9 protein-coding genes are annotated in these 15259 nt (G+C 61.9%); 4 read left to right on the top strand and 5 right to left on the bottom strand.

Annotation, left to right across the window (positions count from 1 at the left end; all coding sequences use genetic code 11):
• The first annotated feature begins 80 nt into the window (after positions 1-80).
• From VLU25_16295 to VLU25_16280, 4 genes are read left to right on the top strand one after another with little or no spacing between them, the layout of a single operon-like run.
• Positions 81-2534, top strand: a complete 2454-nt coding sequence (locus VLU25_16295; GenBank protein ID HSR69497.1) for a M1 family aminopeptidase — start codon at positions 81-83, stop codon at positions 2532-2534.
• Between the two features lie 58 nt (positions 2535-2592).
• Positions 2593-3546, top strand: coding sequence for an ABC transporter ATP-binding protein (locus VLU25_16290; GenBank protein ID HSR69496.1), 954 nt, complete (start codon positions 2593-2595; stop codon positions 3544-3546).
• Positions 3546-4385: an ABC transporter permease subunit gene (locus tag VLU25_16285; GenBank protein ID HSR69495.1), complete on the top strand. Its 840-nt coding sequence runs from the start codon at positions 3546-3548 to the stop codon at positions 4383-4385. Before VLU25_16290 ends, VLU25_16285 begins: the two co-directional genes overlap by 1 nt.
• The gene (locus tag VLU25_16280; GenBank protein HSR69494.1) at positions 4382-5221 is read left to right on the top strand and encodes an endonuclease/exonuclease/phosphatase family protein; all 840 of its coding nucleotides are present in this window, start codon (positions 4382-4384) and stop codon (positions 5219-5221) included. The genes VLU25_16285 and VLU25_16280 overlap by 4 nt, the downstream gene beginning before the upstream one ends.
• Positions 5222-5224: 3 nt before the next feature.
• Here the strand turns inward: VLU25_16280 and VLU25_16275 are convergent, their stop codons facing one another.
• The 5 genes from VLU25_16275 to VLU25_16255 form a co-directional block, all read right to left on the bottom strand.
• Positions 5225-6115, bottom strand: a complete 891-nt coding sequence (locus VLU25_16275) for an MBL fold metallo-hydrolase (protein ID HSR69493.1) — start codon at positions 6113-6115, stop codon at positions 5225-5227.
• Positions 6116-6179: 64 nt separating this feature from the next.
• Positions 6180-8669, bottom strand: a complete 2490-nt coding sequence (locus VLU25_16270; GenBank protein ID HSR69492.1) for a hypothetical protein — start codon at positions 8667-8669, stop codon at positions 6180-6182.
• A gap of 82 nt (positions 8670-8751) precedes the next feature.
• Positions 8752-10398: a GWxTD domain-containing protein gene (locus VLU25_16265; protein HSR69491.1), complete on the bottom strand. Its 1647-nt coding sequence runs from the start codon at positions 10396-10398 to the stop codon at positions 8752-8754.
• Positions 10399-10507: 109 nt separating this feature from the next.
• Positions 10508-11398: a hypothetical protein gene (locus tag VLU25_16260; GenBank protein HSR69490.1), complete on the bottom strand. Its 891-nt coding sequence runs from the start codon at positions 11396-11398 to the stop codon at positions 10508-10510.
• A gap of 86 nt (positions 11399-11484) precedes the next feature.
• The gene (locus VLU25_16255; protein HSR69489.1) at positions 11485-15054 is read right to left on the bottom strand and encodes a TonB-dependent receptor; all 3570 of its coding nucleotides are present in this window, start codon (positions 15052-15054) and stop codon (positions 11485-11487) included.
• Positions 15055-15259: the final 205 nt, after the last annotated feature.

The following is a 15259-nucleotide window of genomic DNA, read 5'->3' as shown; positions in this document are numbered from 1 at the left end:
AATCGCTTCATCTTTCTGCGGTCTCTGGCATTATAGATGCGGAAGCTATTGAAGCGGGAACCATTGTTGAGGAAGGAACCATGGTTAAGCGATTGTTCGTTGCAGTCTTGATGATGGCTGCCGTCCCGACGGCGCTGGCTCAGGAAGAAACAGTGCCACCTGAAGCGGTGGAGGAGAAAGCCGCCGAGATTGCTCCTGACAGCCTGGATGCCGCCGCCCTGTGGCAGCGATTACGCAGTCCCGAGTTCGCTCAGGGCGGCAGCCTCGCCGACCTGACGCTGCGCAGGGACGAGGCTGAAATCGTCTTCCAGCAAGGGCGCCTGGCCTTGGACTCGCCTTTGCCGGGGCGTCCCTCCATGGCCTATTTTCAGGGCTCGGGCCGCCTTTCCATCAAACCGTCCTTGTCGGCCGAGCGTGACCAGTTGGCCCTTCACGCCAAGGAAGCGACGGTGGACGCCGAGTTCACCGAAGCTTTGCTCTTCTTCGGCGACGGCACCGGCGGCAAGTTCTCTCAGGCCCTTCAGTCGCAAGATGGCTCCTTCCGCCCCGACCTCGACCGCTTGCGCAAACTGCGCCGCCACGGACTCGACTGGGACGCCCGGCTGCTCAAAGCCCTGTTGGCTTCTCAAGGCTCTCACCACGCTTTTCTGGCCGCCGAAATCAAGACCAGGAAGCACGGCTGGCTCAGCTTCTGCTTTGACGAGTTCGATCCCGAAGAGCTGGAACTGATCAACTGGCGGGAATCGCATCGCAGCCGCGATGTCTGGGTCAAGTATCCCAAGGACGGACGCACCCCGCAGGAGGTCTTTCAAGATCCCGTCTCTCATCAAGAGACGGTGGTGCGTTCCTACAAGATAGACGTCACCGTCGAAAAGAACACCGAACTCAGAGCCACGGTCGACGTCACTTTCGATCAAAAGCGGGCGGGCGAGCGCGTCCTGCTCTTCGCCATGACTCCCGACTTGCAGGTTTCTTCGGTGAAGGACCAGGAAGGCAATGAATTGACCTTCCTGCAGCCCGAAAAAGACCGCGACGATGTCTTCTACAACGACTATCTGGCCGTGGTGGCGCCACAACCGTGGCCACAGGGCTCACATCAACTCACTTTTCAGTACGCGGGCAAGAAGGTAGTTGAAGAGGTCGGGGGCGGCAATTTCTTCTGCCGCAGCTTCGGATGGTATCCCAGTTATGGAATGGGCAGGCCTTCCATAAACGAGAACGCTTTCGCCACCCGCAAGGATTTCGAGATCACCCTGAGCGTCCCCAAGCGCTACGATGCGGTGTCTGTAGGCGAGAAGCTCTCGGACCAGAAGGAAGGCGATCAGCGGATCACCCGCTGGAAGAGCGAGATTCCGCTGGCCGTGGCGGGGTTCGCTTTCGGCGATTACAAGATCGAGACTCACGACGTAGGCGATGTCAAAGTCGAGGTCTACGCCAATGCCCGGGGAGACGATTTCCTGCGCCGTATCGAGCATCTGGCAAGTCCAGGCATCGGACAGACCCGAAGCGCGGTCAACCTCGGGTCCCTCTCGCCCGGACGCATGGCCGGAACCATGGCCGTCGAGGTGGGCAACAGCCTGCGTGTGATGCAGACTTACTTCGGTCCCTATCCCTACAAGAAGCTGGCCGTCTCCAACATCCCCTTCAGCTACGGGCAAGGCTGGCCCTCGCTCCTCTACCTTTCGACGGCGACTTTCCTCGACAGCACTCAACGCCATCAACTCGGCATCGACGACGCCGTGGGCATCACCGACTACTTCAGGGCCCATGAAACCTCTCACCAGTGGTGGGGCCACGTGGTGGGGTGGAAGAGCTACCGCGACCAGTGGCTGTCGGAGGGCTTCGCTCAGTTCTCGGGCAACCTCTACGCCTGGTACAGCCGCTCGCCCAAGGAATACTTCGAGCGCATGAGGAAGGACCGCGAATTGTTCATGCACGGAGACGGCAAGGGCTCCTACAACGTCCTCGGGCCCATCTACATGGGCAGGCGCCTCAGTTCGGCCGAGTATCCCCGCGGCTACTCGGCCTTGGTTTACGAAAAAGGCGGCTGGGTGCTGCACATGTTGCGCATGATGTTCTACGACCCCAATTCCAAGCAGCCGGATGAACGCTTCATCGCCATGATGAAGGATTTCACCAAGACCCATTTCAACCAGCCTGCCTCGACTGAAGACTTCAAGAAGGTGGTTGAGAAACACATGCTGCCTATGATGAACATCGACGGTGACGGCAGCATGGACTGGTTCTTCGATGCCTGGGTCTACGGCAACCAGATCCCCAAGTACGAACTCGAATTCAGCATCCAGCCCGACCAGCAGGAAGGCAAGTGGACGGTGAGCGGAAAGCTGCATCAAAGGGAGGTCAACGACGACTTTCGCGCGCCCGTCCCTCTCTACCTGCATCTGAACGGGCAAGTCATGCGCCTGGGCTTCCTGACCAGCCGGGGAGCGATGACGCCCTTCAATATTCCCGGCCTCGGCTTCAAGCCCGACAAGGTCACCATCAACGAATGGGACGATATGCTGGTCCGCTGACGGCGGGCAGGGGCGTCATGCCGCGCGGGCGCTTGTTACAATGTGCGGCGGTTGATTCATGCAAGAGGCCGTCGTTGAAACCCGCAAACTGTCCCGCGATTACGGCAGGCGCCAAGCTTTGCTCAATGTCGACTTGCGTTTGCAGGAAGGTGAAATCCTGGCCTTGGTGGGTCCCAACGGCTCGGGCAAGACCACGCTCTTGAAGATTTTGGCCGGACTGCTGCAGCCCAGCGCGGGGGAGGTGCGGGTCTTCGGACTCGACCCTTTCAGCCGCAGGCGCCAGGTCATGCGGCGGACGCGCTTCGCCTTCGCACCGCCGCCCCTCTACGACAGCCTCACGGCCCGCGAGCACCTGCGCCTGCTGGGAGGTTTGGGCAGCAACGGCGCCCGTCCTTCGCGCCAGGACGTGGACAGCGCTCTGCTTACGGTGGGGCTGCTGGGACGAGGCGACGACCGGGTGGGCGGCTATTCCTTCGGCATGCGCCAACGCTTGGCCCTGGCTCAGGCGCTGGTTCCGCCGCCCGATCTGCTGGTGCTCGACGAGCCCACCGACGGACTCGATCCGCTGGCCGTGCTGGACCTGCGCGAGGTGCTGGGCCGCCTGCGCCAGGAACGCGGACTCTCCATCCTGCTCTCCAGCCACCTGATGATTGAGGTGGAACAACTCGTCGACCGCATGCTGGTTCTTGAAGAGGGGCGCGTCCTCTTTTCGGGTCCGCCCTCGGGACTGCGCGACGGACGCCAGCGCCTGCACCTGCGCGTCGACGATTCGGCCCGCGCTCTGGAAGCCCTGCGGCGTCGCGGCCTCAAGCCCGAGGCCGCCCCCGACGGCACCCTCCTCCTGCCGGCCTCCGCCCTCGACCTGGCCCAAGCCTCAGCGCTTCTGCAGGACTGCGGAGTGCGCCTGATCGAGTTCCACGAGGCCAAACCCACACTGGAAGAACTGTTGCTGCAGCGCATCCGTCAGGCCCGCCGCGACCAGGGACTTCCCGCCAGGGGAGACGTGCGCTGATGCTGGCTCGGTTGGAATTGCTCAAGCTGGTGCGTTCCAAGCGGCCCTGGGTGGCCATCTCGGCGCTGGTGCTTTTCCTGGCCCTCATGCTCTTCGGCTTTTACACCTACGCCCAAAAGGAAACCGGAGGACAGGCCGACTTCCGCTACACCTTCGAAAACAGTTCCTACTTCAACGGCTTGACCTTCTCGCTCTACGCCTTCTATTTCGGATTCGTGCTGGTCTTGCCCATTTTCGCGGCCACCGAAGCCGGCGCCCAGATCGCCTCGGAGACCCATTCCCGCACCATCGACCTGATGCTGACCCGTCCGCTTTCACGCCGCAGTCTCTTCCTGGCCAAGTCCGCCATCTCCTTGAGCTACCTCTTTCTTCTGGTGGGCGGCTTTTTAGGCCTGAGCCTGCTGTTGGGATTGCTGGCCGTGGGCTGGGGCGATCTCAACATCTATCCGGGCGTGCTGCAGATGACCTCTCAGCACCAGTTCCTGCCCCAGTCAGAGGCTCTGGCGCGTTTCTTGATGGTGTGGCCGGCGGCTACCCTGGGGCTGCTGGCCACCCTTTCGCTGGCTCTGCTGCTCTCTTCCTGGGTGGGCAATCCGGTTAATGCCGTGGGATCGTCGGTGGCCGTCTATCTGGTGCTCTACGTGGTCAGCGAGATTCACTTTTTCCGTGACTTGCGTCCCTGGCTCTTCACCAGTCATCTGGGCTACTGGAGGGCCCTTTTTCAGGAGCGGATTCCCTGGCACCAGGTGGCCTTTGAGGCTTCGATGCTGGCCGGCTTCGCCTGCCTTTTCCTGGCTCTGGCCCTCTACCGCTTCCGCTCCCGCGAGGAGGTGGGATGAAGCTGCGGAGCTGGCGCGGATGCTGGATGGAGGGGGCGCTGCTGCTGGCTGCCCTGATCTTCTTTGTCGCCGGTTGGGGTTTGCGCCCGGCTCCCGTTCGGGGATTCGCGGCCGCTCCTCCGGCGGAGGGTGTTTTTCGGGTGATGACCTGGAACGTGGGCGGCAGCGCCGACGGGGGCCGTCCGCTGGACGACGAACTCATCGATCACGTGGCCGCCACCCTTCGCGAACTCGCCCCTCACCTGGTGGCCTTGCAGGAGGTGCGTTCGCGCCGCCAGGCCCAGCGGCTGGTCGAGCGCCTGGGCCAGGATTGGAGGGTCGAGGTAGGGGGGCGCGGAGAGGCGCCCAGGGTGGCCCTGATGATGCGTGGCGGAAACCTGCAAGCGCGTTCCTGGCCGGGACGCAACCGTCTCCTTTTCGGACTGTGCCGTCCGCCTGGAGAGCAGCGCTCCATTGCCGTGGCCGTGCTCCACGCCGACGCTTTTTCAGCCCAGGAACGCAATCGCGCCGTGGGGCTGGCCATGGACGTCCTGGAACGGGTCCCGTCGCTTCCCAGGCTGCTGATGGGAGACCTTAATTTCGACCTGGGATTGGGCCGCCGCCAGGACCTCTTCAGCAACGACGAGCACCTCGACGTGGAGTCCTACAACTACCTGGCCGAGCGCCTGCGCGATGCCGGAGAAGGCGGCGGGTCCACGGCCGAACCCGACCGCCGCCTCGATTACGTCTTCTTCAGTCCCGAACACTTCGAGCTGCTCGAGTCCGGCCCCCTCAAGGGCCGCCGCCTCAAAGACATGGACCACGACCCCGTGGTGGCCGACCTGCGTCCCCGCTGATTATCACTCACGGCTCAAGCTGGCGTGGATGGTTTCGATCCAGGCGTCCTCGTTGATGAAGAACTTGCCCCAGGATTCCCACTTCGGGTCCAAGCCGGCTTCTTTGATCTCCTCCAGGCTCTTGCCGTCGGCCATGTGCACCTCGACGGTGGCTATGGTGTCCAGCATCATTCCGTGGAAGCGGCGCAGGTCGGCCTTGTCGGCCAGGGGGCCGTGGCCGGGGATGACCTTGACGTCGTCGGGGATCATCTCCAGAACCTGCTGCACGTTCTCGGCGTAGCCGCGCACGTCTCCTCCGCTGTCCAGGTCGACGAAGGGAAAGAAGCCGTTGAAGAAATGGTCGCCCATGTGCACCACTTTCGATCCGGTGAAGTAGATGATGGAGTCGCCGTCGGTGTGTCCATGGGGCAGGTGCATGACCTCGATGGTTTCGCCGTTGAAGTGGATTGACACCGATTCGTCGAAGGTGATGACGGGCCAGGCTTCAGGAGGTGAAGGCTCCACCACGCGTCCGCGCACGTTCTGGGTCGTGCTCAGCCGCTTGCGCACGTTGTGGTGGGCGATGATGGTGGCCTCTTTGCCGAACTCCTGGTTGCCGCCCGTGTGGTCCCAGTGCCAGTGGGTGTTGAGGACGAACTTGAGGTCGCCGCTGTTGAGGTCTTTCAGCGCCGCCCTGATCTTGTCGGCCAGCGGGGCGAACTGGTCGTCCACGATCATGATGCCGTCTTCGCCCACCGTCACGCCGATATTGCCGCCCTGTCCCACCAGCATGTGGACGCTTCCGGATACGTGGGTGGCCTCGATTTCGACTTGAGAAAAGTCCTGGGCAGCCGAAACCGACGCAAGCAGCAAGAAAAAAAGCCCGACTATGGTAATGATACGCGTTCTCTTCATCTCTGTTTTCTCCTGGTTGGTGAGCCTTTAGTCTGCGAGATACTGCCAAGATCTGCAACTCGCGTTATCTACTTTTACGGACGCCCGCAAGGGCTTTTCGGCTTGGGGCGGCCAGCGCTGCCCCTAACACCAGCAGCAGAGCCAGGAGGCTGAGGATGGCGCCTCGGCTAAAAGAGGCGGGCCGGTAGGAGAATTCCACGCGATGCCGGCCGGGAGGCAGCAGCACGCCTCGGAAGAGGGAATCGACGCGCAGGGCCGGTCTTTCCTCCCCATCGGTCTTGACGAGCCATCCAGGACTGTGGCGTTCGAACTCGACAAAGAGGGCCGGAGCCGGCGTGGAGACACGGTACAGACGGCGCTGGTTGGACCTTTCAAGCAGATCCCAGGAGGGGGGCGCGTCGGTTGCTGCCTGCCCTTGGGCAGGTACGGCGAGATCGTCCGAGCCGGATTCGATGAGGGCGGTTTCAGCGTCCTGCAAGCTTTGCAGCCGCTGCAAGGCTTGTTGGGGGCCATCGGCATGGCGCCATTTGAAGAAGAGCCGGGCGGGCTGCGCCAAGGGATTGCGGTAGAGCCTCACGGGGCCGCTCTCCTCCACCGGCTGATAGCCCGCCGGCGCCTCTCCATCCCGCGTCCACAGCCATTCGACGTTGAGCCGGTTGAAGAGGTGAGGGCGGGTGATGCTGGCGGCCGTAACCGACCAGTAGGACTCGCTTTTCAGATAGCCTTCCAGGGCAGGGCCCCAGGAAGATGCCAGGGCGCGGTCGAAAGCCAGGGTCATGCGCCGCTGAGGATGCATGGCATTACGGTCAAGGGCTTGAAGTGCCGTCCACTCGTCACCCAGAGAAGGATCGATGGCCTGCATGAAGCGGAAGAGGTTGCGGGGCGTCATGACATCGTATCCGCGCACGTCCTGCAGGCCGTAGACCATGGAAGAGTTAGGAGCCAGCAGGGTGTGGCGGGTGGAATAGAGGCGCGGCAACTCTCCTTGAAGTTGCTGGCGCAGACGGGGCAAAGGCGGGTACAGCGCTGGGGCGCTTCCACGCGGATTCTTGGCGTAGCCCATCAGGAACAACTCGCCGCAAACCAACCCGGCCAGCAGCCACCCGCGCCATCGATAAGGCGCCAAGAACAGCGTTGCCAGCCCGGCGGCCATAACGGCCAGAGCCATCCAGGGCGCGCCTTCGAGGAGGGTCTGGCCGCTGAAGTGCAGGCGTTCGGCCTGGAAGTAGAGGAGAGCCGCCCACAGCGCCAGGAGCAGAACGACTCCCCAGGCTGCAAGCAGCTTCCAGGATGAGGCGCCGCGGTCGGCGGCGCGGGGCGGCTTGCCGCCGGTCAGGTGATGACAGCCCTGGCCCGCCATCATGGCCAGGGCGAAAACGGCCAGAAAAGCCATTTTGTTGCGGCGGATCAGGTCCAGGCCGGGCAAGTCCAGGAGGTTCTCCAGGGGAGCAAGCCCCAGCATGATTCCGAGCGACAGCGCTGCCAGGAGGGCGGCAAAGAGGGGCCCCTGGGGCGATCGGGGACGCAGGAAGGCGAAGGGCGCCAGCAGCAGAGCCGTCAGAGAGGAATAAAAGGCGGCGTCGTGATATCCGGGGAATCCCCAGAAGTCGCCCCTGAGGGGCGAACCGAAGAGGTCGGGGACGAGGAAGTTGAGCAGGTTTCCCGGCAGGTAGGGCAGTCCTGAAGAGATGATGCGCGGCCCCTCGCCCACCAGTCCCTCGGCTTTGTAGTCGAGAGCGGGCAGCCATTGCACGGCGCACAGCAGCGCCCCGGCACAAGCGGCTGACGCCGCCAGCAGGGCTGTCCGCAGCCGGTGTCGCCAGGAGGGCGAGGCGGCTGACGGCCAATGGGGAGGAGGCCGCAGGAGGCGCAGCAGGCCGAAGAGAGCCAGGGCCAGAAAAGCGGCCAAGGCCGACTGCGGCTGGCCCGCCGAGACGAGCAAGGCGCAAGCCAAGGCCAGAGCGGCCCAAGGGCCCCAGGAGGGACCCGCGTGGCATCGTTCCAGCAGGCGGTCCAGGGCCAGCAGCGCCCAAGGAAAGAGCACGCTGACGCTGGAGTAAGGGAAGGCCAGCGAAACCAGGGTGTGAGTGGAAAGGGCGAAAACCGCGGCTCCCAGCAGCGAAGCGGGAGGCGGGAGTCCCCGGCGGCGCAGCCACAAGAACATCCCCGTCAGGGCCAGAGCCGCCTTGAGCATGAAGAGCAGGGTGAAGGACGTCTCAGGAGGAACCGCCAGGTGCAGCCAGGTCCCCGGAAAGAGCACGGCGGTCTGGGGATTGGCCCAGAAAGGCGTCCCCAGATAGGTGTGCGGGTCCCACAGGGGGAGCTGGCCGCTGAGCATCGACTCCCGGAAAAAGAGGGCCCAGGGATAGAACTGGTAAAGCAGGTCGTACTGTTGAGCGGGATCGCCGGCCAGATTGGGATGCTCAGAGGCCCAGGGTTGGCGTTGGTAGAGGAATCCGGCGGGCAGCAGAGTTCGGGAGGGAAGGAGCGCGTCGGCGAAGAGTCCCAGAGACAGCAGCAGACAGATCAGGATGGCGGCCCGATGGGCGTTCACATCGCGTCCTCGGAGAGAATGCGGCGGCGTCGCGCCCCGGCCTGAGCGGGGCGTGACGCTTCTTTGGGTTTCGCTTGTCGGTCTACTGGGCCGGTATCGAACTGGAATCGGTAAGCACGAAGTCGACCGTCTCGGTCAGGTTCTGTGCCGCCACCTGGTCGGTGACCCGGACATCCATGCGGTACTTGCCTTCTTGCAGTCCCGCGAAGGGAATGGTCTTGTAGACCAGCAAACGGTCACCATCGAATTCCCATCCCACGCCGGCTTCGATCTGAGACCAGGGTATCAACTCCTCGCCGTCCTTGAAAAGCCTGATTTCGACTTCAACCGAGGGCTTCTGAGCAGCCTGGTCGAGGGCCAGGTTGTAGACCTCGAAGTAGGCAAAGGCGTACTGTTCCTGGGCCGAGAAGCGGTCGTCCTCAGCCGGAACCACCTTGAATTGCCCCATCACGAACGGCTGGCTGAAGTCGGGCTCCTCCAGGCGGGTGACCTGCTGGGCCAGAATGACGCTGCTGGAGCGCAGACCCTCTGTTCCGGCCTTGGGAACCAGAAGCAGGTGGTCTTTGGTGCCGGTCAACTCGGAGGCCTTGTCCTTGACAGCCATCGAAAGCTTGTAACGTCCGGGCTGAAGAGGCAGCGACTTCTGGAACATGGAGTAGCCGGCCAGATCAGACTCGAGACGGGATTTCTCGACGATCCGCTCGATGTCTTCTTCGAATGTGTAGGCGATGCGTCCGCCCAGGGTTTCGACCTGACCGTAGATCTCGAGATTGGCCGCCATGAGGCTTTCCTCATGGCGATGGGCTTCGAAGGTCAGGTTCTTGTTGTCGATGAAGAGGGTGACCGGAACCATGGAGAAGTTCTCGGAGGCGTGGATGTAATCCGAGCGGACATCGAAGTCCAACTGCTCGTACTGCACGCGCGTCGAGACGATCTTCTGCAGGTCGCTGTAATCGGTGGTGGGAGCGCTCTGAAGCTTGTACAGCTCGATCAGCCGGTTCATGGGGTAGTCGCGGTAGCGCAGCGGCCTGGTGGCGGGATCGTAGGCGATGGGGTTGCCCAGGTTGGTGTTGGTGACGCGGTCGCGGCGATTGACGGTTCCCAGGATCTCACCCAGGGTGTAGCCGGCTGTGGGAATGAGGAAGTGGGCGTCCTTGGTGTCTGAATTGGTGGCGATGCGGTATTCGTTGGTACGGGAGACGTCCACGAACTCGATCTCGATACCCGAACCTACTCCTGGCAGGTGGTTGTAAAACCAGACCTCGAAGGGATGGACCCAGGTCGATCCTCCGCCCTCTTCGGGCTTGCGGGCGTAGGTTCCGCCTTCGGGATACTTTTCGATGCCGGTGGGTTCGCCGAAGCGGATGTAGATCATGCCCCGGTCGGTCCTCCATCCGGCAACGCCCGAGTGGAAGTTCTCGTTGGCGTAGGCGATGCGCCGGTAGTGCTCCTCTTTGGCCTCGTTGATGGCCGTGGTGGGATCGGTGTCGCGCCGCCGCCAGAACTGCTCGATGAACTGGTCCTTTTCTTCAGGTGTTGCCAGGTCGAGAAAAACCTCCTTCTCTTCCGGGGTGATGATATAGACGACGTCCTGCTGGAGCCATTTCTTGTAGTAGTCCTCGCCTTCCTCGCTGGATTGGGCTTGCAGCCCCGAGAAGCCGAAGAAGCAGATCAGCAGGATCAGTAGTATCCGTTCTGTGAATGATTTGCTGTTGGGGTTAATGCTCATCGTGCTGCTCCGAAAATGTCTCTGCTCGTTAGCCTTCTAAGCTATCGACGGCTAGCGCCCGCCGAAGTTTCAGATTGAGGGGCGCTGTGCGGCGGAAGGCCTTCCCGGCCTATTCGCTGATGGCAAAGGCGTTGGCGGGCAATTCGGCGCCGTGGACGATCCGCTCGAAGCGATGAATCCACTGCCACAGGGTGCCGGGCCCGTTTCCGAAGAGGTTGTGCTCGACCTTCCATTGCGTGGGCAGATAGAATCCGTCCACTTCCTTAAAGTCGGAGAAATACTCGATCACGTGGATGCGGCTGTCGCGCAGACGCGCGGTATCGGTCGGCGTGGCCGAGGGCGGAGCGGGCACTCGCAGCTCATACTCGGTGCCCAGGTGAGTAAAGTTCTCCTCGTCGAAATAGAGCGTGATCTTGACGCTTGTCCGCCGCGGCTCATAACGCAGGACATGGGCCTTCGTGTTGCCGAACTTCTTGCTGCCCTGATACTTGAGTTTAGGGGCGTTCTTGCGGGCTTCCAGGTCGTCGGCCAGTGGCCAAGCCGCCGACAAGACCCCTCCGAAGAGGCCTTCCTGCAGGACGACTTTCTGGGAGAAGAGAAACTCTCCTAGAAAGGAGCGCTCTCCGGGAGTCGCATAGGCGACCGTCACCTTGCCGTCTTCCACCACGGCCCCTTCGCCGTTGTAGTCAGCGCGGGCCACCGCGAAACTGTAGCGCAGGTCGCCGTCTCGGGAGACCAGTTGCACAACGCCCTCGGCGGTTCCTTCTCCGGGAGAGACGATCTCCAGCCTCCCGGTGCCTTCAGCCCAGATGTTGTTGCGCTGGCGGACGGCGCTTTCCTCGCCGATGCTGTTCAAATGGCGCTGGATGAGCTCTTCCGGCTCCATTTTCTCCTTGGCATCCGCTTTGTGCGTCCAGAGGACGGCAGAGAGGGCTACCGACAAGGCCGCGGCCAAGCTCAGCCAAAGCACCCGCTTGATGGATGGGGGAATGCTCGACATGTCAACTCCTTGGAAAGGTGTCTGTAAACGAGAAAGTCCGCCGGGCGGGTGAGCCCGGCGGACTTTTAGTCTACACCAGTCTTAGCTTAGAAGTTGATCTTGAGCGAGAACTGGGTAACACGGGCGGCAGTGTTGGTGCCGGTGATTTGACCGAACGTGGAGTGGTCCAGCTCCAGAGTATTGGAAGTCTGGGCGGAGTTGCCGATGCCGAAGTTGGTGTGGTTCGTGAAGTTGAAGAACTCGGCACGGAACTCGACGTTGACATCCTCGGTCACGTGGGTGCGCTTGATGATGCCGAAGTCCCAGTTGAAGTTGTTGGGACCGTTGAAGGCCAGCGTCTCAAGGTTTCCAAGTTGACCGGGAGCGGGGTGCGTGAAGGTGGTGCCGCCCAGCGACGGATCGATGAAGATCGGACCGCTGGGGCCGTTGGACACCCCGATCAGATCCCTGATGGCGGAATTGTCCAGGTTGCTGGAAGCCGTGTTGCGGCCGTTGGAGCGGCCGGCACGGTTAAGCGTACCGCGGTTGGACATGATGCCGAAGGGATCGCCGCTGCGCCAATTGAAGATCGAATTGATCTGCCATCCGCTCAGGACCTTGTTGACGAATCCATTGCTGGAACTCACTCGGTGCCCGCTGCCGATAGGCAGTTCATAGACGAAATTGGCGTTGAAGTTGTGGGTGATGTCGAAGACCGCCCGGGAGACGTCGTAGTCGGGGTTGGCCAGATCGAGGATAGGCTCGAAGTTGGTCTGTCCCACACCCGAGGCGTTGGTCAGCGACTTGGAGAACGTGTAGTTGGCGTTGAAGAGCAGGCCGTCGGAGAAGCGACGGCGCACGTCGATGATTCCGCCATGGTACTTGGAGAAGCCCTGGTTGGTCACGACGTCGGCCACGAACACGTTAGGGTTGGCGCCGCACAGCACGTTGCCGCAAAGCCCGTTGGTGAAGTAGATGGCCATCAGCTCTCCAGGCTCACCGCGCTGAATGAAAGTGCGGATAGTCCCGTTGTTCAACAGTCCGCCGAAGGCCAACTGATCGAAGACCGGAAGCGGAACGCTGCCCGGAATACTGGCGTTGAAGGCGGGGTTGAATCCCAGGCCGGCGGCTTGGGCCAATGCGGCGTTGTTCTGGGCGTTGATGAAGTCGGTCAAGAAGCCCGACTCGCGCACCCGCACCTGGTTGAAGTCGAAAGACCGCACCAGGTCGACGGCCCGGGTACCCACGTAGCGGACCTCGACAGCCGTGTCCCAGCCCACTTCGCGCTGAATGCCGAAGCTCCAGGTCTGAATGTAGGGAACCTTCAGATTGGGGTCGACGTTGAAGGCGGCCGGGTTGGTCGTGACGAAGAACGGCGAAGCCGGGTTGGTGATGTCGTCGACGAAGCTGAGCGGCAGCTTGAAGGCCGGAGCGTTCACGGTGGGAACGCCGTCCGAAAGCAATCCGGTCAGGTCGTCCCTGGTCACCGTGGCGGCGATACCGAAGCGGTTGATGGCATTGCCGGGAGCGCGCTGCACTTCGTCGTTGGCGTAGGAGATGCCGTAGGATCCGCGGACGGCCGTCTTGCCGTCTCCGAAGATGTCCCAGGCAAAACCCACGGTGGGGGCGAAGTTGTTGTTTTCGTTGTTGATCAGCTTGTCAACGAAATCGACGCCGCCGTTGGGATCGAGCACGCCGGCCACAGCGTCGCCGCCGGGGCCGAGAGTGGTCTGAGTGATCAGGTTATCGCGCTCCCTCAACTGGTCGTAATACTCCCAGCGCAGACCCAGGTTGAGGGTCAGGCGGGGGCTCACACGCCAGGCGTCCCCGAAGTAGAAGCCATAGACGTCATAGATCCAGTTGAAGTCGTCAGCAGCGTTCTCGAACATCGGGTTGTCGCGCGAGAGGACGTTGAATTCCAAGGTCGTGTCGTCCAGAATCCCGCCCAAGTCGGCCAGGATGTCGTCGGCGCGGTTCAAAGAAGAACTGCTGATGCCGCCGGGGAATTCGTCGGCGCTGAGGCCGAAGCCGTTAGTGGCGTCCGTTCCCAGGGTCACGTCCTGGAAGACGTTGAATCCGGCGAAGGAATTGATGCGGACCGACTGTCCCTGGAAGCCGAAGCGGAAGGAGTGGGCTCCCCGCTGCCAACTGGCGTTGTCGGCGAAGTTCCAGGTGTCGGTGTCGCGTCCCTGGCGCTCGAAGTTGGTCTCGTTGGTAGTGAAGCTGGCCGTGGAGATCTTGAAACCGCGCGGGAATTGCTGATCGGTTTCGAAGACCACCGGGCTCAGGTTGGCGCCGAAGCGGACCTGGTTGAGGAAGGTGGGCGTGACAGCCCAGTTCCAAGCCGTCGAGAAGAACCGAGGACCGCTGTCAGTGAAAACCAACGGGGTCGTTCTGAAGCTGCTGTCGATGTCAGGACGCTCGTTGATGACGCTGGTGTCGCGGAAAATTCCCTCGAAGGAATGCTGGTCGTTGAGGTTGTAGTCGAGGCGGAAGCCCCACTGTTCGCGGTCTTCGTTGCTCCCTTGGTTGAAGAAGAAGCCGCCGGTGTTGACGCCGTCACCCACCTGGAAGTCGTTGAAGGTGGAAGGCACTTCCGCCAGCAACTGCTGAATGGTCGGATCCAGGCTTAGTCCGCGCAGAGCGAGCAAGTCGATCTGGCGGGTTTGGCCGGCAGGGATGCCGTCCGCGCCCGTAGTGGTGTAGGTGTAGATGCCTTGACGGGCGTCAGGGCTCAGGATGGTGGCACGGGTCCCGGTCTGGGTACGCTCGCGGAAGAGGTCCAAGTTGGCGTAGAAGAGCAACTTGTCCTTGACAACGGGGCCGCTGACCGAAAATCCCACCTGGTTGCGGATCAAGCTGGGTTGCTCGACACCGTTCAGGTTGTTGAAAAAACTGGTGGCGGCAGCCGCGTCATTGCGGTGCACCCAGTAGACGTCTCCGTGAAGCTGGTTGGTTCCCGAGGGGGTCACGAAGTTGACCTGGGAAGAACCGAATCCCGAAGAGACACCCTGGTTCTGGGTGGTGAGGCTGAACTCGCCGACTTGCGACTGGGTCAGCCGGTTAGGCGTGAAGGTGGAGGCGTTGGAACGGATGAAGTTGTCCTGGATGTTGACGCCATCCTGGCTGATGTTCACGAAGGAAATCCGGACGCCGGCGATGGAAGTCCCCGTCAAGCCGTTGTTGGCGGTACCCGCGTTCAAGGTGATCAAAGCCAGCGGGTTGCGTCCGTTGAGAGGCAAATCGTCGATCTGCCGCTTCTGAATGGTGGTGGAAATCTGAGTGTCTGAGGTGGCGACCAAGTCGACACCTGAGGTAACTGTCACGGTTTCGGAGATGTCTCCGATCTCAAGAGTCGCGACGATGGAGAACTCTTCACCCACGTTGACTTTGACGCCTTCGGCGACAAAGGTTTTGAAACCGGTCAAGCTCACCTCAACGGTGTACGCGCCGGGAATCAAGGACGGCACCGCAAAGGAGCCGACATCGCTGGTGACAGTGTTCCATTCGCGCCCTGAGGCGACGCTCGTCACCTTGACTTCGGCGCCCGGCACCGCCGCGCCCGAGGCGTCGCGCACCGTGCCCGAAATCGAGCCGCTGGCAGCCTGGGAAAACGCGGGGGCGATGGATAGTGCGCCGGCGATCAAGAGGACGATCGCAATACGAATCACTTTCATCAATCTAACCTCCCCTGAAATAGTCAGGTTTTCGATTGTGCAAAGGTTCGAGCCCGCTCAATCGATGGCAAAAAAGCCTGCGGACTCAAGGAATACTGGCGGTGGGACTGGTATCAGCCCCGAACCGCCGTCGCCGTCCCGGCTCCTCCAGGGAGATCGAGACGGATCAATCTTTTCTCGGTTGGAAGAAGGTGCAAGAACGGTG

Source organism: Acidobacteriota bacterium (genome assembly GCA_035471785.1).
Lineage (GTDB): Bacteria > Acidobacteriota > UBA6911 > RPQK01 > DATIPO01 > JANQFM01.
The sequence above is the reverse complement of the archived record's forward strand: the minus strand, read 5'-3'. Positions and strand labels throughout refer to the sequence as shown.